The organism is Actinoplanes sp. NPDC051411 (genome assembly GCF_040682075.1).
Taxonomy (GTDB): domain Bacteria; phylum Actinomycetota; class Actinomycetes; order Mycobacteriales; family Micromonosporaceae; genus Actinoplanes.
In genome coordinates, this window is sequence record NZ_JBFBAD010000070.1 from 38,200 (window position 1) to 57,731 (window position 19,532).

At 71.3% G+C, this 19,532-nt stretch carries 20 protein-coding genes; 11 read left to right on the forward strand and 9 right to left on the reverse strand.

Annotated elements, in window-relative coordinates:
• The first annotated feature begins 1 nt into the window (after window position 1).
• The 3 genes from boxC to AB0M88_RS32690 are packed head-to-tail and all read left to right on the forward strand — an operon-like array spanning window position 2 to window position 4,538.
• Complete coding sequence (gene boxC, locus AB0M88_RS32680) at window positions 2-1,624, forward strand: 2,3-epoxybenzoyl-CoA dihydrolase (protein WP_364109203.1); 1,623 nt, start codon at window positions 2-4, stop codon at window positions 1,622-1,624.
• A gap of 1 nt (window position 1,625) precedes the next feature.
• Window positions 1,626-3,041, forward strand: coding sequence for a benzoyl-CoA 2,3-epoxidase subunit BoxB (boxB, locus tag AB0M88_RS32685; protein ID WP_364109205.1), 1,416 nt, complete (start codon window positions 1,626-1,628; stop codon window positions 3,039-3,041).
• A 12-nt stretch (window positions 3,042-3,053) separates the two neighbouring features.
• A complete protein-coding gene (locus tag AB0M88_RS32690; RefSeq protein ID WP_364109207.1) occupies window positions 3,054-4,538 on the forward strand; it encodes a benzoate-CoA ligase family protein in 1,485 nt (494 codons plus the stop codon).
• Between the two features lie 33 nt (window positions 4,539-4,571).
• Here AB0M88_RS32690 and AB0M88_RS32695 read toward each other — a convergent pair whose 3' ends face one another.
• Window positions 4,572-5,384 carry a PaaX family transcriptional regulator C-terminal domain-containing protein gene (locus AB0M88_RS32695; protein ID WP_364109209.1) on the reverse strand — a complete coding sequence of 271 codons (813 nt, stop codon included), beginning with the start codon at window positions 5,382-5,384 and terminating at the stop codon, window positions 4,572-4,574.
• 53 nt (window positions 5,385-5,437) lie between these two features.
• Here AB0M88_RS32695 and AB0M88_RS32700 point away from each other — a divergent pair, with 53 nt between their 5' ends.
• Window positions 5,438-6,289: an amidohydrolase family protein gene (locus tag AB0M88_RS32700; protein ID WP_364109211.1), complete on the forward strand. Its 852-nt coding sequence runs from the start codon at window positions 5,438-5,440 to the stop codon at window positions 6,287-6,289.
• A gap of 76 nt (window positions 6,290-6,365) precedes the next feature.
• Window positions 6,366-6,692 (forward strand): STAS domain-containing protein, encoded by a 327-nt coding sequence (locus AB0M88_RS32705; protein WP_364109213.1) that lies wholly within the window; start codon window positions 6,366-6,368, stop codon window positions 6,690-6,692.
• A 14-nt stretch (window positions 6,693-6,706) separates the two neighbouring features.
• On the opposite strand, the gene AB0M88_RS32710 is transcribed toward AB0M88_RS32705, so the two are convergent.
• The 8 genes from AB0M88_RS32710 to AB0M88_RS32745 form a co-directional block, all read right to left on the reverse strand.
• On the reverse strand, window positions 6,707-7,210 hold the full coding sequence (locus AB0M88_RS32710) for a DinB family protein (RefSeq protein WP_364109216.1): 504 nt from the start codon (window positions 7,208-7,210) through the stop codon (window positions 6,707-6,709).
• Window positions 7,211-7,232: 22 nt separating this feature from the next.
• Window positions 7,233-7,718 (reverse strand): GNAT family N-acetyltransferase, encoded by a 486-nt coding sequence (locus AB0M88_RS32715; protein ID WP_364109218.1) that lies wholly within the window; start codon window positions 7,716-7,718, stop codon window positions 7,233-7,235.
• A 121-nt stretch (window positions 7,719-7,839) separates the two neighbouring features.
• The gene (locus AB0M88_RS32720) at window positions 7,840-8,106 is read right to left on the reverse strand and encodes a beta-propeller fold lactonase family protein (RefSeq protein ID WP_364109220.1); all 267 of its coding nucleotides are present in this window, start codon (window positions 8,104-8,106) and stop codon (window positions 7,840-7,842) included.
• A 150-nt stretch (window positions 8,107-8,256) separates the two neighbouring features.
• Window positions 8,257-10,338, reverse strand: a complete 2,082-nt coding sequence (locus tag AB0M88_RS32725; protein ID WP_364109222.1) for an alpha-galactosidase — start codon at window positions 10,336-10,338, stop codon at window positions 8,257-8,259.
• Window positions 10,335-11,549, reverse strand: coding sequence for a cellulase-like family protein (locus AB0M88_RS32730; protein WP_364109224.1), 1,215 nt, complete (start codon window positions 11,547-11,549; stop codon window positions 10,335-10,337). The genes AB0M88_RS32725 and AB0M88_RS32730 overlap by 4 nt, the downstream gene beginning before the upstream one ends.
• A gap of 5 nt (window positions 11,550-11,554) precedes the next feature.
• Window positions 11,555-12,433, reverse strand: coding sequence for a carbohydrate ABC transporter permease (locus AB0M88_RS32735; RefSeq protein ID WP_364109226.1), 879 nt, complete (start codon window positions 12,431-12,433; stop codon window positions 11,555-11,557).
• A complete protein-coding gene (locus AB0M88_RS32740) occupies window positions 12,433-13,335 on the reverse strand; it encodes a sugar ABC transporter permease (RefSeq protein WP_364109228.1) in 903 nt (300 codons plus the stop codon). The genes AB0M88_RS32735 and AB0M88_RS32740 overlap by 1 nt, the downstream gene beginning before the upstream one ends.
• Window positions 13,332-14,615, reverse strand: a complete 1,284-nt coding sequence (locus AB0M88_RS32745; RefSeq protein ID WP_364109230.1) for an extracellular solute-binding protein — start codon at window positions 14,613-14,615, stop codon at window positions 13,332-13,334. The genes AB0M88_RS32740 and AB0M88_RS32745 overlap by 4 nt, the downstream gene beginning before the upstream one ends.
• A 103-nt stretch (window positions 14,616-14,718) precedes the next feature.
• On the opposite strand from AB0M88_RS32745, the gene AB0M88_RS32750 reads away from it, so the two are divergent.
• From AB0M88_RS32750 to AB0M88_RS32775, 6 genes are all read left to right on the forward strand, one after another.
• Window positions 14,719-15,468: an SDR family oxidoreductase gene (locus AB0M88_RS32750; RefSeq protein ID WP_364109232.1), complete on the forward strand. Its 750-nt coding sequence runs from the start codon at window positions 14,719-14,721 to the stop codon at window positions 15,466-15,468.
• A gap of 46 nt (window positions 15,469-15,514) precedes the next feature.
• Window positions 15,515-16,231 carry an FCD domain-containing protein gene (locus AB0M88_RS32755; RefSeq protein WP_364109235.1) on the forward strand — a complete coding sequence of 239 codons (717 nt, stop codon included), beginning with the start codon at window positions 15,515-15,517 and terminating at the stop codon, window positions 16,229-16,231.
• On the forward strand, window positions 16,228-17,376 hold the full coding sequence (gene dgoD / locus AB0M88_RS32760; protein WP_364109237.1) for a galactonate dehydratase: 1,149 nt from the start codon (window positions 16,228-16,230) through the stop codon (window positions 17,374-17,376). Before AB0M88_RS32755 ends, dgoD begins: the two co-directional genes overlap by 4 nt.
• Window positions 17,377-17,417: 41 nt before the next feature.
• A complete protein-coding gene (locus AB0M88_RS32765; protein ID WP_364109239.1) occupies window positions 17,418-18,113 on the forward strand; it encodes a hypothetical protein in 696 nt (231 codons plus the stop codon).
• A 34-nt stretch (window positions 18,114-18,147) separates the two neighbouring features.
• Window positions 18,148-19,116: a sugar kinase gene (locus AB0M88_RS32770; protein ID WP_364109241.1), complete on the forward strand. Its 969-nt coding sequence runs from the start codon at window positions 18,148-18,150 to the stop codon at window positions 19,114-19,116.
• Window positions 19,113-19,532 (forward strand): bifunctional 4-hydroxy-2-oxoglutarate aldolase/2-dehydro-3-deoxy-phosphogluconate aldolase (locus AB0M88_RS32775; protein WP_364109243.1); only part of this gene is annotated, 420 nt, incomplete at its 3' end. The genes AB0M88_RS32770 and AB0M88_RS32775, both read left to right, overlap by 4 nt.

Sequence of the window (19,532 nt, forward strand, 5' to 3'; positions counted from 1 at the left end):
CGTGAACGTTGAGTTCCGCACCGACCCGGCGAACTACCGGCACTGGCGGCTGGAGTTCGACGGTCCGGTCGCGACCCTGACCATGGACGTCGACGAGCAGGGCGGCCTCGTCCCGGGCTATGAGCTGAAGCTCAACTCCTACGACCTCGGCGTCGACATCGAGCTCTACGACGCCGTCCAGCGGCTGCGCTTCGAGCACCCCGAGGTGCGGGCGGTCGTCATGACCAGCGCCAAGGACAAGATCTTCAGCGCCGGGGCGAACATCCGCATGCTCGCCGCCTCGGAGCACGGCTGGAAGGTCAACTTCTGCAAGTTCACCAACGAGACCCGCAACGGCATGGAGGACGCGTCGGCCAACTCGGGCCAGGTCTGGATCGCCGCGTGCAACGGCACCGCCTCGGGCGGCGGCTACGAGCTGGCGCTGGCCTGCGACCACATCATGCTGGTCGACGACCGGTCGTCCACGGTGTCGCTGCCCGAGTTGCCGCTGCTCGGGGTGCTTCCCGGCACCGGCGGGCTGACCCGGGTGGTCGACAAGCGGCGCGTCCGGCGCGATCGGGCCGACTATTTCGCCACGCGCGCCGAGGGAATCGGCGGGCGGCGGGCGGTCGAGTGGGGTCTGGTCGACGAGGCGGTGCCGCGTACTCAATGGGCCGCGAGCGTCGCCGCCCGGGCGACCGAAATCGCCGCGCGATCCGCTCGCCCCGAAGGGGAGAGCGGCATCGAACTCACCCCTTTGCACAAGGGGCGCTCCGGGAGCGCCATCGCTTACCGGTACGTCGAGGCCTCGCTCGACCCGGAGCGGGGCTGTGCCGAAATCACCGTGAAAGGCCCCGACGGTGTCCCGGGTGAACTGACGGCCGATTTCTGGACGCTCGCGATGACCCGCGAGCTGGACGACCTCATTCTGGATCTGCGCACCAATGAGCCGCTGCTCGGCACCTGGGTCCTGCGGACGAAGGGCGATCCGGCGGGCGTTCTGGCCCATGACGATGTGCTGCTGGGGCTGCCCGACGACTGGCGGGCCACCGAGATCGTGCTCTACCTGAAACGGACGCTGAAGCGGCTGGATGTTACCAGCCGGAGCCTCCTCGCCCTGATCGAACCCGGCAGTTGTTTCGCCGGTTCCCTGTTCGAGCTGGCATTGGCCGCCGACCGGTCCTACCACCTCGACGGCGTTTTCGAAGACGTCGACCCGGGTGCGGCGCCGGCGACCGTGATCGTCGGCGACATGAACCGGGGGCCGCTGCCGATGGGCAACGACCTGACCAGGCTGGCCACGCGTTTCGGCGGCGGCGAGGCCCCCGACTTCCCGGACAAGCCGCTGGACGCGCGGGCGGCGGAGGCGGCCGGGCTGATCACTTTCGCCCCGGACGACATCGACTGGGCCGACGAGGTCCGCATCGCGATCGAGGAGCGCGCCTCGTTCAGCCCCGACGCCCTCACCGGCCTCGAGGCCAACTACCGCTTCGCCGGCCCGGAGACGATCGAGACGAAGATCTTCGGCCGCCTCTCGGCCTGGCAGAACTGGATCTTCAATCGCCCGAACGCCTCGGGCCCGGAGGGTGCCCTGCGCCGCTTCGGAACCGGGCAGCGGGCCGCGTTCGACCGGAAGCGAGTGTGAGATGACCAGCGCCGACTATTCCGAGAAGATCCCGAACAACGTCGAACTGCACGAGGACCGCCGGTTGCAGCGCGCGCTCGAGTCGTGGCAACCGAACTTCCTCAACTGGTGGTCGTCGATGGGCCCGACGCTGCCGACCCAGGACGTCTATCTGCGCACCGCGGTCAACGTCGGCCGCGACGGCTGGGCACACTTCGGGCACGTGCCGATGCGGGAATACCGCTGGGGCATCTTCCTCGCCGAGCGCGACCGCGAGCGGACGATCGGTTTCGGACAGCACAAGGGCGAGCCGGTGTGGCAGAAGGTGCCCGGCGAATACCGCGCCGACCTGCAGCGGCTGATCGTCATCCAGGGCGACACCGAGCCGGCCTCGGTCGAGCAGCAGCGCAATCTCGGGGCGACCGCGCCCAGCCTCTACGACCTCCGCAATCTCTTCCAGGTCAATGTGGAGGAGGGACGGCACCTGTGGGCGATGGTCTATCTGCTCCACGCGTACTTCGGGCGCGAGGGCCGCGAAGAGGCCGAGGAACTGCTCCACCGCAATTCGGGCAGCGAGGAGTCGCCGCGCATCCTCGGCGCCTTCAACGAGGAGACGCCGGACTGGCTCTCGTTCTTCATGTTCACCTACTTCACCGACCGGGACGGGAAATATCAGCTCGGCACGCTGAAGGAGTCGGCGTTCGACCCGCTGTCGCGCACCTGCGAGTTCATGCTCAAGGAAGAATCGCACCACATGTTCGTCGGGACGACCGGGGTGGACCGGGTCGTCGAGCGGACCGCCCAGCTGATGGTCGAGAAGGACTCCGACGACGTCGGGCCGTTCGGCGCGATCCCGCTGAAGGTGATCCAGAAATACCTGAACTTCCACTACTCGGTGTCGCTCGACCTGTTCGGCGGGGAGACGTCGACCAATGTCGCCAACTACTTCACGTCCGGTCTGAAAGGGCGCTGGTCGGAGGACCGGCGGCGGGACGACCACCGGCTGACCGACGACTCGATCATGGTCGACGCGCTGGTCGACGGAGAAATCGGACAAAATGAGGTCGCGGCGCTGGTCGGGCTCAACACCGACCTGCGGCGCGCCTACATCGCCGATTGCCAGAACGGTGTCAGCCGGTGGAACAAGGTCCTCGAATCGGCCGGCCTGCCGCAGCGCCTTTTCCTCCCGCATATCGCTTTCAATCGTCAGGTCGGGGCGTTCCGCGACATTCAGGTGTCGCCGACCGGTGAGATGCTGACCGCCGACGAATGGGAGCGGGCGAAGAGCAACTGGCTCCCCACCGAAGTGGACAAGACGCACGTACGGTCGCTGATGCGGCCCGTACACGAGCGCGGCAAGATCGCGTCCTGGATCGCGCCGCCACGGCAGGGCATCAACGGAAAACCGTTCGACTACGAATACGTCCACCTCACCTAGGGCGGGTCGCCGATGTCGTTCAACGCCAGCACCTACCTGCTCGACCGGCACATCGGGAACGGCGACGGCGACCGGCTCGCCCTCACCGGCGTCCGGGGCGAGCTGACCTACGCCGAACTGCACGACCGGGTCCGGCGGACCGCGGGCGGCCTGCGCCGGGCCGGGCTCCTTCCCGAGCAGCGGCTGCTGATGTTCATGGCCGACTCGCCGGAGTTCGTCACGGTCTTCCTGGCCGCGCTGCGGATCGGCGCGATCCCGGTGCCGGTGTCCACGATGATGCGGGCGGGTGGGCTGGCGGCTCTGCTCGACGACTCCCGGGCACCGTTCCTGATCGTGACGCCGGAGTTCGGGGAGCTGGCCGCCCAGGCCGCCGCCGTGCCCATTCTCGAACCCGACGAACTGGCCGCCGGCGACCCCGACGACGCGATCTATCCGACGACCGAGGACTCGCCGGCGTTCTGGCTCTACACCTCGGGCACGACCGGCAAACCCAAGGGCGCGATGCACCGCCACGGCTCGATCCGGGTCGTCTGCGAAACCTACGGCCAGCAGATCCTCGGCATCCGCCGAGACGATCGGTGTCTCTCGGCGGCCAAGGCCTTCTTCGCGTACGGGCTGGGAAACTCCCTGCTGTTCCCGCTGTCGGTGGGCGCGGCCGCCGTACTCGAACCGGCCCCGTCGAAGCCCGACGTGATCGCCGAGCGGGCCCAGAAATACGGCGCCACCCTGTTCTTCGGCGGCCCGACCTTCTTCGCCGGCATGCTCCGCTCCGGGCTCGCCGGCGACGCGCTGGCCGGCGTGCGCCTGGCCGCGTCGGCCGGGGAACCGCTGCCGGCCGAGCTCTACCACCGCTGGACCGGCCACTTCGGCGTCGACATCATCGACGGCATCGGCATGACCGAGATGCTGCACATCTTCCTGTCCAACCGCCCCGGCGCGGTCCGGCCCGGCACGACCGGCGTGGCCGTTCCCGGCTACGACCTGCGGATCCTCGACGAGGCGGGCTACCCGGTCGGCGTCGACGTGCCCGGCACCCTCTTCGTCCGCGGCGACTCGACGGCCACCGGCTACTGGTGCCGCTACGCCGCCTCACGCCAGGTCTTCCAGGGCGAATGGCTCCGCACCGGCGACACCTACGTCCAGGACTCGGACGGCTACTACCGCTGCCTGGGCCGCACCGACGACGTGCTCAAGGTGAGCGGCATGTGGGTCGCCCCGGCCGAGGTCGAGAACCGTCTCCTCGCCCACCCCGGGGTGGCGCAGGCCGTGGTGGTCGCCGCGCCCGACGCCGACGAGCTCGACAAACCGGTCGCCTTCGTCATCCGGGCCGACGGGGACGTCACCGAGGACGAGCTGGTGACCTTCTGCCGCGACGGCATGGAATCCTACAAACGCCCCCGCCGCGTCGTCTTCGTCGCCGAATACCCGACCACCGCGACCGGCAAGGTCCGGCGGGTCGAGCTGCGGGCAACGGCCGCCGACGTCCTCAACAGCTGACCGAGCCGCGGCCCGGTCGGGCTTGGTGGCTGGTCAGACGTTGATCGTTGCCCAGGCGGTCTGGGCGGCGGCCGACCACTCGTCGTGCCGCCGGTGGAACAGCTCGGCGGCCTGGGTGCCCCGCCACGGCTGGGGGAGCAGCTCGGCCGGCAGGACCGGGTCGACCCACGGGAACCGCCGCCACGCGTGCACGAGCCCGGTCAGATCGGCGATCGCGTCTTTTTCCGATTTGTCGGAGAAGTCGGCGGCGAAGGTCTCGTAGCCGTCCTCCAGATCGTCCAGATCCCACGCCTGGCGGGCCATGGACACGTCGTCGTAGCCTTCGACCTGCCGCGCCACGAACACCCGGGCGTCGACCTCGGCCAGGATCTTCCGCGCCTCGGCCACCCGCGACGTGTGCGGGCTGATCCACACCCCCGGCTCCGGGCTGCCGAAACCGGCCCACGTCATGCGGGTGCGCAACCGGTGCCGGGCCGGCCGGTCGGTCTCCGGCACCCGGGCCAGCGCGAGCAGCCACTGCCCGTCCCACCCGCTGGCCGTCCCGGTGAACCCGTAGATCCGCTCGGTGCCCTCGGTCAGCATCTCCTCGGCCGCCGCGGTCAGGCGCCAGCGCGTACGCCGGCCCACCCGCTCCGAGGCCAGCCAGCCGTCGGCGGCGGTGCGCATCAGCGCCTGGCGTACGTTCTTCTCCTCGACCCCCAGCCGAGCGATAGCATCGATCAAAGCCGAGGTCCAGGCCGTGCCGCCGTTAGGCAGCACGAATTCCCCGAGCACCGTGAAGAGCAGCCCGCGCGCGCTCGGCGCCCCGGCGGCGTGCCGGCGCGATATCGTGAGGCCGTCGGTCATGCCCGGATTCTACAGTCCGTTGCCGCGCCTCGATCCGTCTGTAGAATGTGGTGGTGCTGGACGGACGACCGCTGATCGACGTGCACCTGCATCCGGCCCGCCGTGCCTCCCTCAAGCTCGACTGGGCGACCTGGATGCAGGGTTTCACGCCGCCGGCCGGGCTCTACGACGAGGCCGGCGACGTCCGGCCGGCCGCCTTCGACGCCTACCTGGAGAGCGAAGGCGTCGACGCCGCAGTGGCCCTCGCCGAATACAGCCCCCGGGTCACCGGCTGGCAGACCGCCGAGGACATGGCCGCCCTCGCGGCCGCCAACCCCCGCCGCGTCTACTTCGCCGCCAACGTCAACCCCCACCTCCACTACCCGGTGGCCGACGAACTCGAGCGCCAGCTGGCCCTCGGCGCCGTCGCCCTGAAGATCCACCCCGTCCACGCCGGCTTCCCCGCCGACGACCAGGCGATGTATCCGGCGTACGAGATCTGCCAGTCCGCCGGCATCCCGCTCGTCATCCACTTCGGCACGTCGACGTTCCCGGGCGCCCTCAACCGCTTCGCCGACCCGGCCCTGCTCGACCGGGTGCTGTCCGACTTCCGAACCCTCAACATCGTCCTGGCCCACGGCGGCCGCGGCTGGTGGTACGACGCGGCCGCCTTCCTCGCCCTCGCCGACCCGCGCGTCTGGATCGAGCTCTCCGGCCTGCCCCCGTCCCGCCTCCAGACGTATTACGCCAAACACAACTGGGCGCGCCTCACCCGCCGCATGATCTTCGCGACCGACTGGCCCGGCATCCCCGGCATAGCCGCCAACGCCCGCGCGGTCGCCGCCCTCTGCCCCGACGAGGAAACGGCATCCCGCGTCCTGGCCGGCAACGCGATGGAGATCTACCACCTCAAACCGGCCCTCTGAGACGGCGCCCGTTTCCTCCGCAAAGTCAGGGTCATCCCGGATGCCGGGCCCAGTCGGGGCGAGCCATGCTGCGAGAATGCCTGATCAGAACGCACCGGCCCGAGCCACCGTCTTTACCACCCGGCAACTCCTGCTCACCGCCAGCGGCGAGGTCGACGCCACCATCGCCGCCGAGATCGGCACCCTGGCCGACCACAACCTGGGCCCGGAGATCGACATCCTGGTCGTCGACCTGACCGCGGTCACCGCGCTGGACGACCGGGCCGCGGCCGCGCTGATCAACCTGGCCGACCACCTCCGCGCCGCCGGCCTGCCGACCGAGTTCCGCGCGCCCGCCACCACGCATCCGGCCCTGGCCGAGGCCGCCGCCCAGGGCCGCCTCCGCATGAGCTTCCGGGACTGAGCACGCCGGGCCCGCTAGGGCCTCCACTGCCACAGGTCCCGAAGCAGGCAGATCTCCGCGCCGTGGTGGATGACCTCGCGGTGGGCGTGCAGGACAAGCTTGGCCACCGGCGCGTCGGCGAACTCCGGGGGCGAAAGGGCGCCCTGCGGCCGGGCCAGACCCTCCGAGCCGAGCGCGCGCACGTCACGGATCCACGCGTCGTGACCGGCGTCGAGCTGCCGCAGCGCCCCGGCGGCGTCGCCCGCATAGCGGATCGGCGGCCGATCGGCGCGGTGCCGGTCGAAGTGCGGTGCCGATGGCGGCCCGAACACGTCGATCAGATGCGCGAGCCGCCACGCGATCGTCGTCACGGGCGGGCCGGACTGGTCCACCGAGCCGTCGCGGGTCACGGTCCAGCAGCCCGGAACCGGCTGCCAGAAATACTCGTCGTCGGTCAGGCCGTCCAAGCGGGGCCGGAGCTGGTCCACCCAGTGCGACTCGAGCTGGTCGGCGAGTTCGAGGTTCCAGTCGACGGTCACGCGATCTCCTCAACCTCTTTGATCAGGAACCGGCACGGGTCAGCGACGTCGTGGCGGCCGCCGTCGTCGACGAAGGCGTAACGGTCCAGGTAGTGGAAGCCGGTCTCCCGGTAGCCGAGCCGCAGGTAGAGGGACGCGGCGCGCGGATTGCCGTCGTCGACGCCCAGCCCGGTCCGGCGGAAACCACGCCGGGCGGCGAACTGTTCGGCGGCCCGGTGATGCCGGTGCCGATGCCGCGGGACTGGCGGTCGGAGGCCACGGCCAGGCCGTTGACCTCGGGGCAGTCCGGAAACCGGGCCCGCACGTCCGGCTCCTTCGGCCCGTCCCAGAGCACCTCGCCGCAGCCCACCGCGACGCCATCCCACAGCGCGACCAGGAAGGTCGACCCCGGCCGGCGGAATCGCACCTCGTGAAAGCGGTTCGGCCCGCTCGGAAGCTGCTCCTCCAGCGCGGCGACGTCCGGCAGCGTGCACTGCCGGACCTCGAGCCGCCGCAAGTCACCGTCCATGGGGGTGCATGGTAGGGCGTCCGGGCGGCCTTGCGCGGCCGCTGTGGTGTCGCCGACCGCGTCAAGGACGAGCTCGGGCGGTGGCGCCGGAGACGCTTCGGCGGCAGGTCGGAACCGTCGGTCAGGGGTGACGCTGTCGCCCACCGACCCGATCCCGCCGGCTGCCGTCGAGGACCAGGTCACGGGGCCGGCGCCCGCCGCACGGCACCTCGGTGATGCGGCGCAGCGCCGGCGACCGCTCGAAGACCGCGATCGTGTCGGCGCCGCGGTTGGTGACGTAGAGCAGGTCGCCGTCGAGGACGATCGCGCTCGGAAGGTTGCCCTCCGGCTCCTCGGCGATCACGGCGCCGTCCGACACCACGAGCACCGACGAGGAAAGCTCACCCACGACGTACCACCGGGCGGCCGGGCGGTCTCGCCGGTCGCGGTCAGCCGGTAGTGCATCCGTAGGAGCTGACGTGGCCGTCGCCGGTCTCGTTCACCGCGTACAGAAAACGGCGGTGACCGTGACCGCCGGGAACCGCCCGTCTCGGGGGTGTCACAGCCGCTCCAGCTCGAAGAGGTCGGCGTCGTAGACGGCGGTCCATCGGACCGGCAGACCGACCGAGGTCAGGTGGCGCCCGGACGCCTCGAACCCGCCACCGTGCCCGCCGGTGTCCTGACCGGTCAGGCCCGGGTATGGCCGCGCCGCGACGGCGCCCGTGCTGATCCGGGTTCCGACCCGGCGGTAGCGGGCGTTCGGCGGCAGGTCGCGCAGCGGCAGGCGGACGTCTCGGGCCGGCACCCCGCCGCTCCCGTCGAGCCCGGCCGGGTTCCAGGCCAGCACGACCACCCGGTCGCCGAGTGAGTATTGCACCGCGCAGCGCGCCTGGTCGGGGGAGCCGATCCGGTGCACCGAGCCGTGCAGGATCACGTCGCGGACCTGCTTGTAGCGGGCTACCCACGCCGCCGCCTGTTCTCGCTCCTCGGCGCTCCACCGGGCGATGTCGGCGCCGATGCCGAGCACGCCGGCGCTGGCCAGCACGAACCGAAAGGCCAGCGATCGTGGCCGCGGGTCGAACATGCCCGGCGCGTCGGTCACCCACGAGCTCATCAGGTGCGGCGCGTGGGCGGAGAGGAAGCCGTGCTGGATGCGCAGCCGGTCGAGCGGCGCCGTGTTGTCGCTGGGCCACAGCACGTCGGTGCGGGCGGCCATCGCGATGTCAGCCCGGGCGCCTCCGGCCGCGCAGCCTTCGACGATCACCGACGGGTGGGCGGCGCGCAGATGGTCGAGGAGGCGGTAGAGGTTGCGGACGTGCGCGCCGTCCAGATCGGCCGCCGACCGGTCGGCCTCGGTGCGCGGCCGGTTGAAGTCCCACTTCAGATAGCCGATCGGGTAGTCCGTGAGCAGCCGGTCGAGCGTGTCGCGGACGAACTCGTAGACCTCGTCGAGTCCGAGATTGAGCAGGTACTGGTTGCGGATCGTCGACCGCGGGCGGCCGGAATCCTGATAGACCCATTCGGGATGGGCGGCGTAGAGGGCCGACTTCGGGTTGACCATCTCCGGCTCGACCCAGAGGCCGAACTCGAGCCCCCGCCCGCGGATCGCCGCCACGAACGCGTCGAAGCCGTCCGGGAACTTCGCCGGGTCGGGGGTCCAGTCGCCCAGGCCCCCGGTGTCGTCGTGCCGCCCGACGAACCAGCCGTCGTCGACCACGAACGTCTCCACGCCGAGCCCGGCCGCCACGTCGGCGAGCGCCAGCTGCCCGGCGGCGGTGACGTCGAAGGTGGTCGCCTCCCACGAGTTGTAGATGACCCGGCCGGCCGTGGAAAGGCGCTCCCCGGCCAGCGCCTGCTCGTAGGCGTGCCAGTGCCGGGCGAGGTCGTCGCCGGCGTAGACCCCGAGGGCGATCGGCGTCGTGACTGCAGAACCGGGCGCGAGTCGCACCAGGCCGTCGCGTCCCGCGCGCACCCGGGTCAGGCCGGCCGCGTCCACGTCGGCGGTGATCGACCACGATCCGGTCCAGGCGAGCTGGAAACCGTACATCGCGTCGCCGTTGTCGACCGCGAGGTAGGGCGAGAACTGGTGACCGGTCACGCCCTGCGCGCTGCCGATCTCGAACCGCCCGCGTACCAGCGTCGTCGAGCCGGTCGTGAACTCCTGAGCCCACTGCCCGTGCAGGTAGTGCAGGGTCGCGCCGGCCGGCGTCGGCACGCAGAAGGCCGCCGACCCGAGCCGGGTGATCTCCACCGTCTCGTCGCCGCGGTTGCTCACCGTCGCCCAGCGTTCGAGGACGTCGGTGCCCGCGGCGAAGCGCCAGCGCAGCTCGACCTCGATCCCGGTCACGTCGTCGGCGAGGGTGGCCGTCAAGCCGTCGTCCTCGGTCACGGAAAGGAGCCGCCAGGTCAGCCCCTGCCCGGCGACCGACAGATCGGCGCCGAGGAACGGCCGCAACCCGTCCGGCAGGTATTCGGTCGCGGCGACGTCGCCGGGCAGCATGTATTGCACCCGGCCGTGGAAGTCGTAGGGCGACGGGCCGTCGGACACCCCGATCGGCCCCCAGGTGACCAGATCGAGCCGATCGCCGCGGGCCGCCACCGTGTATTCGGTGGTGGCGCCGGTCAGGGTCCACGTGCTCACGCGCGCTCCCGGAAGTCGGCGTTCAGACGGCGTTGCAGGGCGATGTCGTTCCACATCGGATGGTGTGGCGCCGCGTTGGAACAGACCACGGTGCCCACGGCACCGATTTCCCGCGATTTCCGTACGGCGTGGGCGCAGATCTCCGCGCCCACCGGGCCCTCCTCGAAGCCGGCGTGCAGCGGGGTGTATCCGACCCAGCCCTCGCCGAGGACCAGCGGGATCCCGCTGGCCGCGGCGTGATCGGCCGCCACGTCGAGCCAGGTGTCGAGCGTCTGCCGCATCGCCCGCCGGTGCTCGCCGTACCGGTCGTAGAGCCACCGGTCCCACTTGCCGGGATCGCACCAGTCGTGGGTGTAGATCTCCCGGTGCGGGATGATCGTCGCCTCGGACTTCCAGGACGCGGGCGGGTGCCAGTCGTCGAGAAGGGGAGCCCCGTCGCGCAGCAGTTCCGCCCAGGCCCGCTCCTGCGGATAGGGCCGGTCGGTGTCCCGCAGCGCGAACTCGTCGACCAGTTGCTCGAGCACGCCGTAGACGTACGGGTGGAAGACCGCGACGTCGGCGTTGCCCGGCAGGCCCCGCATCTCGCCGACCGGCACCCGGGCGTAGTTGACCGTGACCGGAACGCCCGGCTGCCGTTGCTTGAACCGCTCGATGCCACGCTCGAGGCCCGGCCGCATCCCGACGATGCCTTCGCCCGAGTGGAGTCCGCTGAACTGCACCTCGTTGTGCAGCTCGACGAACGCCACCGCCTCGGTCAGCGACTCGGCCCGCAGCAGGTCGATCAGGGCGGCGTGCGCGTCGGCCAGGGCCACCGGCCGGTCGGCCACCGGCACGGCCTGCAGCGCCCGGTGCCACGCGTCGTCGACCGAGAACGACGGGCTCTGCTGGTATTCCCAGCTCGACACGATCACCCGGCAGTCGTGCCGGCGGGCGGCCCGGAACAGCTCGAGCAGCCGGGCCCGGCCGTCGACCGGGGGCGACTCCGGTACGTCGTACCACCGGGTGCGCTGGCCGTACTCCCCGCCGAGCCCGGCGAAGCGCAGCGCCGACGTGTCGAGGCCGGAGCCGAAGAGCAGGAACGGCATCGCGCAGATCCGCACGGTGTCGTAGCCCCGCTCGACCGCCTGCCGGAACGCCGCGTCCAGATCGTGGAACGGCTGCCCGGGACCGCCGCGGGTGTACCAGGTGAAGTCCCACAGCGTGATGGTCATCGGTCTCATTTGTTCGACCCCATCAGCAGGCCGGAGACGAAGTGCCGCTGGAACGCGAAGAACACGATCGCGGTCGGGATCGCCGCCACCACCGAGGCGGCCGCCACCACACTCCAGTTGCTGGTGTAGCCGCCCTGCAGGTTGAGCAGGGCCGCGGTCACCGGCAACTTGGCCTCGGTGCGCAGCACGGTGATCGACCAGATCAGGTCGTTGAAGATCCAGGTGGTGGCGAGCGCGCCGAGCGCGGCCAGCGACGGCCGGCACAGCGGCATGATGATGCGGGCGTAGATCGAGATCGGACCGGCCCCGTCGATGCGGGCCGCCTCGGTCAGCTCGGCCGGGATCGAGCGCATGAAGCCGTGCAGCACGAAGGTGTAGAAGCCGAGCCCGAACCCGACGTGGATCACGACCAGGGCGAACAGCGTGTCGTAGATGCCGAGCGAGTCCATCACCCGGGAGACCGGGATCAGCAGGATCTGCGGCGGCAACAGGTTGCCGGCCAACATCAACAACAGGATCAACCGGCGCCCGGGGATCGCGTGCCGGCTCAACGCGTACGCCGCCCAGCTCGCCAGAAGCAGGCTGAGCAGCACCGCCGGCACGGTCACCTGGACGCTGATCCAGAGGGACCGGCCCATCTCGCCGGTCGTCAGGGCGGTGCGGAACCCGCTCAAGGTCAACGACTTGGGCCACGCGGCGGTGCCGTTCTGTGCGATGTCGTCGAACGAGCGGAACGCCAGGACCAGCACGAACACCATCGGCGCGATCCAGATGATGGTGAGCGGCGCCATCACCGCGTGGAACGGCCACCGGCGGCGCCCGCGCCGCTGGGCCGGCACGGCCGACTGTTCCTCCACCCGGGCCAGGGTTGTCGCGGCGGTCATCAGAGGGCCTCCTCCTTCGTCGCCCGAACCAGGTACGTGATGATGAAGATCAGGGCGAGCGCGAAGATCACCACGGCGATCGCGGACGCATAACCGAGGTTGAGGAACGTGAAGCCCTGCTCGAACATGTACGTGCTGAGAAGCTCGGACGAGTGGTAGGGCCCGCCCTGGGTCATCGCCCACACGATGTCGAAGGTGCGCAGCGAGTCGATCACCGTGACCGCGAAGATCACCGTGTTGACCCCCCGCAGCTGCGGCCACGTCACGAAGCGGAACCGCTGCCACGCGCTCGCCCCGTCGACCGCCGACGCGTCGTCGAGCGTCGGGTCGGTGCTCTTCAACCCGGCCAGATAGAGCACCATGATGTAGCCGACCTGGCGCCAGACCGCGGCCACCAGCACCGCATAGAGCGCCGTGTGGGGGTCGGCCAGCCACTGCTTCTCGAGGCCGTGCAGCCCGACCGCCCCGAGCAGCGTGTTGATCGTGCCGTCGGGCTGGTATTGCACCCGCCAGAACAGGCCGGTCACCGCCAGCGAGAACACCATCGGCAGGTAGATCGCGCTGCGGTAGAGCCCGACGCCGCGGCGGGGCTTGTTGAGCGCCACCGCCAGCGCCAGGCCGCCGAGCACCGACAGGCCGCCGAACCCGACCACCCAGATGACGTTGTTCTTCAGCGCGCCGAGGAACACGTCGTCGGAGGCGAGGTCGCGGAAGTTGGCCAGCCCGACCGGTTTGGCCGCGCCGAGCCCGTTCCACTTGGTCAGCGACAGGTAGAAGCTGTTCAGCGCCGGCCAGAACACCATGCCGACCTCGACCACCGCCGGGATCAGGAGGAACAGCCAGACGACCGGCGGCACCTTGCGGAAGCGCGCCCGCCGGCTCGGCGCAGCCACTGTGGTCACGACGCGAGGACCTTCTTCGCGGACGCCTGCCAGTCGGACAGGATCTTGTTGACGTCACCGGGCTGGTCGAGGAACTTGGTCAGCGCGGTGTCGGCGGTCGTCTGCAGTTCGTCGCTGGAGTCGCGGTTGAAGAACTGGGTGATGTCCTTGGCCCCGTGGAGCAGCTGGATGCCCTTCTGGACCAGCGGCGAGAACTTGGTGGTGTCCACCTTGTCGGAGGTGGGCAGGTTGGACGACTTGGACAGCGTGATGAACTGCTGCTGGGCGTCGGGCGAGGCGAGGTAGGTCAGGAGGTCCTTCGCGCCCTGCGGGTTCTTCGACTTGGCGCTGGCGAAGAAGCCGTCGGTCGGGCCCTCCTCGGCCACCGGCACGCTCGGGTCGATGATCGGCACCTGGAAGAAGTCGAGGTCGTCGCCGACGTCGGACGGCACCGCGCTGGTGATGAACGCTCCCACCAGATACATCCCGGTCTTCTTGGACGCCAGCGGGGTGACGGCGTCCTGCCAGGAGTAGGACCGGCCCTTGGGGTCGATGAACTCGAGGATCTGCTTGTAGTGGTCCATCACGGCCTTGACCTCGGGCCCGTCGAACGGGTGCTTGCCGGCCAGCAGGTCGCGGTGGAACTGGGCGCCGTTGATGCGCAGGTTGAGGTAGTCGAACCAGCCGGAGGCGACCCACGGGGTCGAGCCGGTGCCCATCGTGATCGGCGGGACGCCCTTGCTCTTGATCGTCTTGCAGACCTGGATGAACTGGTCCCACGTGGTCGGGACCTGCACGCCCCACTCCTGGAAGGCCGACTTCCGGTAGAACAGGCCCCACCAGTAGTAACTCGTCGGCACGAAGATCTGCTTGCCGCCGGCCGTCGACAGGTCGCGGAGGGCGGGGGAGAAGTTGGCGCAGGGCCCGCTGCCGGTCCACAGATCGGAGACGTCGAGCAGGAAGCCCTTGCTCGCGTAGTCACGGGCGACTGACCCCGCGTACCACGTCAGGACGTCGGGCGGGTTGCCCGAGTTGAGATATGTGGGCAGCTGGGCCCGGAAGGTCTCGATGGCGATGGTGTTGAGGGTCGTCTTGTTCTTGGTGTAGCCCTGGACCACCTTCGTCAGCGCCGCCTTGGGGTCGGCGTCGGACAGCGACGACTGCAGCGTCAGGGTGGAGGAGGACGCGCCGCCGGAAGAGCTGTCGTCACTCCCGGTAGCGCACGCGCCGAGCAGGCCGGCGACGCCGAGGCCGCCGACCCCGGCGAGGAACCCCCGGCGACTGAGGGGAGCAGAAATCATGCTGTGCCTCCTGGGTCGTGTTTCCAAGAGGTTGCATCACGGTTCTCGGCCTGTCAACATATCTTCGTAATTAATGGTTAGTCATGAGGTCGGAGGCTAGCGCATGCACCAGCGTTTCGCAGGTCGCACCGCAGTTGTCACCGGAGCGGCGGGTGGCATCGGAGCCGCCTGCGCGGTCCGCCTGGCCGCCGAGGGTGCCGCCGTGGTGCTCGCCGACGTGCGCCCGGCCGACGACGTGGCCAAGCAGATCATCGATGCCGGGGGCCGTGCGCTGGCGGTCGTGGCCGACGCCTCCAGCGAGGACGACTGGGCTCGGCTGGCCACTACGGCGCGTGATGAGCTCGGCCCGGTCGGCGTGCTGGTCAGCAACGCCTACACGGTCGAGGTCGCGCCGGCCGACCAGACCACTCTGGCCTCCTGGGAGCGCCAGATCGCGGTCAGCCTGACCGGCACGTTCCTCGGCGTGAAGGCGCTGCTGCCCGATCTCACCGCCAACCAGGGCAGCGTGGTCGTGGTCTCGTCGGTGCACGCGCTGATCGGACTCCCCGGCCGCCCGGCCTACGCGGCGGCCAAGGGCGGCCTGGTCGCGCTGGCCCGCCAACTGGCGGTCGAGTACGGTCCCGCGCTGCGGGTCAACACCGTCCTGCCCGGACCGGTCATGACGGCGGCCTGGGATCCGGTGTCCGAGGAGGACCGTGCGCGCAGCGTCGCCGAGACGGTCGCCCGCCGGTTCGGCACCCCGGCCGAGGTGGCCGCCGCGATGGCGTTCCTGGCCTCCGCCGAGGCCGCCTTCGTCACCGGCACGAGCCTGGTGGTCGACGGCGGCTGGACGGCGGTGAAGTCCTCGGCATGACTCAGCGTGGTGTGAGCGAACAACGGGGCGACCTAGGGGAGACGCAATGCAGCAGTACTCGGCACGCGGCGTGCACGGCCAGACGGTGGAGGTCCTCGCCCAGCGGATTCTGACCGGCCAGCTGTCCGAGGGCGCGACCCTCGACCTGACCGGCCTCCAGGCCGAGTTCGACGTGAGCCTCACCGTGCTGCGCGAGGCACTGCGGGTGCTGGCCGCCAAGGGGCTGGTCGACGCGCGGCCCAAACGCGGCACGTTCGTCCGCCCGCGTGGTGACTGGAGCCTGCTCGACGCCGACGTGCTGCGCTGGCATTTCGCCCGCTCGCAGGTGCCCGGCCTCTTCGACGACCTGCACGAGCTGCGCGCGATCGTCGAGCCCGGCGCGGCCAGCCTGGCCGCCGCCCGGGCCACCGGCGACGACCTGGCCGCGCTCGACGCCGCGCTCGACGCGATGTCCACCGCGGGCAGCGACGCGGTCGACGCGGTCGCCGCCGACCTCGCGTTCCACCGGGCGCTGCTGGCCGCCACCCACAACGAGCTCGTCCAGCGCATGGAAGTGGTGATCGAGACCGGGCTGGCCGAGCGCGACCGCATGGTCCACGGCGCCGGCGGCCCCCGAGACCCCGTGCCCAGCCACAAGGCCGTGGTGGACGCGATCCGGCGACACAACCCCGCCCAGGCCGCCCGCGCCATGGGCGAACTGCTCGACCAGGCGATCGAGGACGTGGCCCGGCTCGAGTGGCCCCACCGAAAGGACCCCGCGTGAAGATCGATCGCATTGAGACCTTCCTGGTGGCGCCCCGCTGGCTGTTCTGCCGCGTGGCCACCGACGAGGGCCTGGTGGGCTGGGGCGAGCCGGTCGTCGAGGGACGCGCCGAGGTCGTCCGGGCCGCGGTCGACGTGCTGGCCGAATACCTGATCGGTGAGGATCCGCTGCGCATCGAGCACCACTGGCAGATCATGACCAAGGGCGGCTTCTACCGGGGCGGCCCGATCCTCTCGAGCGCGGTCGCCGGCCTCGACCAGGCGCTGTGGGACATCGCCGGCCAGGCCTACGGAGCACCCGTGCACGCCCTGCTCGGCGGTCCGGTGCGCGACCGGGCCCGGGTCTACGCCTGGGTCGGCGGCGACGAGCCGGGCGAGATCGCCGAGGCGGTCGCTGAGCACGTCGCGGCCGGCATGACCGCGGTCAAGATGAACGCGAGCGGCCGCCTCTCCCCGGTGCCGACCGTGGCCGAGATCAACGCCGTCGTCGAGCGGCTCGCCGCCGCCCGCGAGGTGCTCGGCGACGACCGCGACGTGGCGATCGACCTGCACGGCCGGTCCAGCCTGCCGGCCGCCCGCATGATCCTGCCCGCGGTCGCCCCGTTCAGCCCGCTGCTGGTCGAGGAGCCGCTCGTCCCCGAGCAGACCCACCTGCTGGGCGACCTGGTGCGCTGCACGTCGGTGCCGGTCGCAACCGGCGAGCGCCTCTACGACCGGGCCGGCTTCCTGCCCGCCCTGCAGGCCGGGGTCGGCGTGGTGCAGCCCGACCTCTCGCACGCCGGGGGGATCTCCGAGGTCCGCCGCATCGCGGCGCTGGCCGAGACGTACGGCGCGTTGTTCGCCCCGCACTGCCCGCTCGGGCCGATCGCGCTGGCCGCCAGCCTGCAGGTCGCGTTCGCCACGCCCAACTTCCTGATCCAGGAGCAGAGCATGGGCATCCACTACCACCGGGGCAGCGCCGACCTGCTCGACTACGTGACCGACACCGCCCCGCTGCAGATCGTCGACGGCCACATCGCCCGCTCCGACGCGCCCGGCCTGGGCATCACGGTCGACGAGCAGGCCGTGCGCCGGGCCGACGCCGGCGGCCACGCCTGGCGCAACCCGGTCTGGCGCCACGAAGACGGGTCGTTCGCCGAATGGTGACCGTGAGGACCGACCCGGCACGCGGAGGCCGGTGGACGTCATTGCGCGCGGGCGATCGCGAGTGGTTGTGGCACCGGGTCGAGCCCGCTCGCCTGACGGTCCAGCCCGGTGACTCGTTCGCCGACGCGGGCGGCCTGGAGGAGTGCATCCCGACCGTACGCGGAAAGCCCGACCACGGCGAAGCGTGGTCGCGCCGCTGGCTGTCGCTCGGTCCGGACGCCGCGCGGGTTGATGCCGACGAGTTCACGCTCTACCGGGTGTTTCACACCGACGATGAGGCGCTGGTCGTGTCCTACCGGCTGACCGCGTCGCCGGGCTGGCCGTTCGTCTGGGCCGCGCACGCCCTGCTCGACCTCTCGCCGTCGGCCGTGCTCGAAGCGCCGGCCGGCACGGTGACCCGCGTCGACGACGGTTCGGTCGAGGCCTGGCCCACCCCGCTCGCGTCGCTCGGACCCGACGACGGCAGCGCGACCGGCGCGATCCTGATCGACTGCCCGCAGGTGACCGTGGCCGACGGCGAACGGCTGACCTTCACGCTCGAGGCGCCCGGGCAGCCGGTGTCGGTCGCGCTCTGGCGCAACCTGCGCGGATGGCCGGCGGCCGGGCCTTACCGCAGCATCGGCGTCGAGCCCATGCTGGGCCGGGTCTTCGACCGCGCCGAGGCGGGGCCGGGTGACGCCGCGATCGTGCCGCCGTCGGGCGTCCTCGAATGGCAGCTGCGGGTGACCAGCGCATGACGACGCATAACGAGCAGCTGCCGGTGGCCGCCGCATGACCGCGCACCTCGAGGTCGCGCCGGCGCCCGACGTCGTCTGTGTGGGGGAGTCGATGGCCCTCGTCACGCCCGACCCGCCGGCGCCGCTGGCCGGAGGCGGGCCGATGCGGCTGGAGGTGGCCGGGGCCGAGTCCACGGTGGCGTGCTACCTGGCCCAGCTGGGCGTGCGGACGGCGTGGGTGAGCCGGGTCGGCGCCGATCCGCTCGGCGACCTGATCCGCTCGGCGATCGGCCGGTGGGGCGTCGACACCTCGGCGGTGACCGTCGATCCCGGCGCGCCGACCGGCGTGTTCTTCAAGGACCCCGGGCCGGGGGAGCCGGGTCGGCCGCACGCCGGCGAACGACCGGCCGCCGCCACGCGGGTCTACTACTACCGGGGCGGGTCGGCTGCCTCGCGGCTCGGGCCGGAGAGTCCGGTGCCGCCGGCCGCGCTCACCCACCTCAGCGGGATCACGCCGGCGCTCTCCGCTTCGTGTGCCGCGCTGGTCGAGCACCTGCTGGGCGGGCGCCGGTGCAGCTTCGACGTGAACTACCGGCCGGGCCTGTGGCCGGTCGACCGGGCGGCGCCGGTACTGCGCGACCTGGCCATGCGCGCCGAGATCGTCTTCGTCGGGCTCGACGAGGCGCAGACGCTGTGGGGAGTCTCGGCCCCGGACGACGTCCGGGCCCTGCTGGCGGGCCCGTCGACGCTGGTCGTGAAGGACGGCTCGGCCGGGGCGACCTCGTTCCATCCGGGCGGCGTCGAGTTCGTCGCCACCCCACCGGTCGAGGTGGTCGAGCCGGTAGGGGCGGGCGACGCCTTCGCGGCCGGCTATCTCGCCGGGCTGCTGCGTGGACTTCCCGAGGCCGGCCGGTTGACGCTCGGTCACCGCGTGGCCGCCGCCGCGCTCGGCGTGCCCGGCGACGTGGCCGCACTCGGCCGCCGCGGCTCAGCATCCCTCTCCCCGGAAGGCAACTCGCTATGACGTTCGATGACATCCTGGCCGGGCAGCGGGTGATGGCGATCCTGCGCGGGCTGCCGGCCGACGAGACGGTCACGGTCGCCGGAAACCTGTGGGACGCCGGCGTCACCGTCCTCGAAGTGCCGATCGGCTCGCCCGGCGCGGTTCCCGCGCTGAAGGCCGCCGTCGACGCCGCGAAGGAACGTGGCCTGCGGGTCGGCGCCGGCACCGTGATCACGGCCGACCAGGTGCGGGCGGCCGCCGAGGCGGGCGCGCAATACACCGTCGCGCCCGGGTTCGACCCGCTCGTGCTCGCGGCCAGCCTCGCCGCCGGACTGCCGCATCTGCCCGGCGTCGGCACCGCGAGCGAGGTGCAGCGGGCCTGGCTGGCCGGCTGCCGCTGGCTCAAGGCGTTTCCGGCCGCCGCCCTGGGGCCGGCC

Coding starts and splice junctions, on each gene's coding strand:
- AB0M88_RS32705 (WP_364109213.1), top strand. CDS start 6,366: ATGCCTGATCAGAACGCACCGGCCCGAGCCACCGTCTTTACCACCCGG.
- AB0M88_RS32695 (WP_364109209.1), bottom strand. CDS start 5,384: ATGACCGACGGCCTCACGATATCGCGCCGGCACGCCGCCGGGGCGCCG.
- AB0M88_RS32690 (WP_364109207.1), top strand. CDS start 3,054: ATGTCGTTCAACGCCAGCACCTACCTGCTCGACCGGCACATCGGGAAC.
- AB0M88_RS32730 (WP_364109224.1), bottom strand. CDS start 11,549: ATGACCATCACGCTGTGGGACTTCACCTGGTACACCCGCGGCGGTCCC.
- boxB (WP_364109205.1), top strand. CDS start 1,626: ATGACCAGCGCCGACTATTCCGAGAAGATCCCGAACAACGTCGAACTG.
- AB0M88_RS32770 (WP_364109241.1), top strand. CDS start 18,148: ATGACCGCGCACCTCGAGGTCGCGCCGGCGCCCGACGTCGTCTGTGTG.
- AB0M88_RS32735 (WP_364109226.1), bottom strand. CDS start 12,433: ATGACCGCCGCGACAACCCTGGCCCGGGTGGAGGAACAGTCGGCCGTG.
- AB0M88_RS32750 (WP_364109232.1), top strand. CDS start 14,719: ATGCACCAGCGTTTCGCAGGTCGCACCGCAGTTGTCACCGGAGCGGCG.
- AB0M88_RS32745 (WP_364109230.1), bottom strand. CDS start 14,615: ATGATTTCTGCTCCCCTCAGTCGCCGGGGGTTCCTCGCCGGGGTCGGC.
- AB0M88_RS32715 (WP_364109218.1), bottom strand. CDS start 7,718: ATGGACGGTGACTTGCGGCGGCTCGAGGTCCGGCAGTGCACGCTGCCG.
- AB0M88_RS32755 (WP_364109235.1), top strand. CDS start 15,515: ATGCAGCAGTACTCGGCACGCGGCGTGCACGGCCAGACGGTGGAGGTC.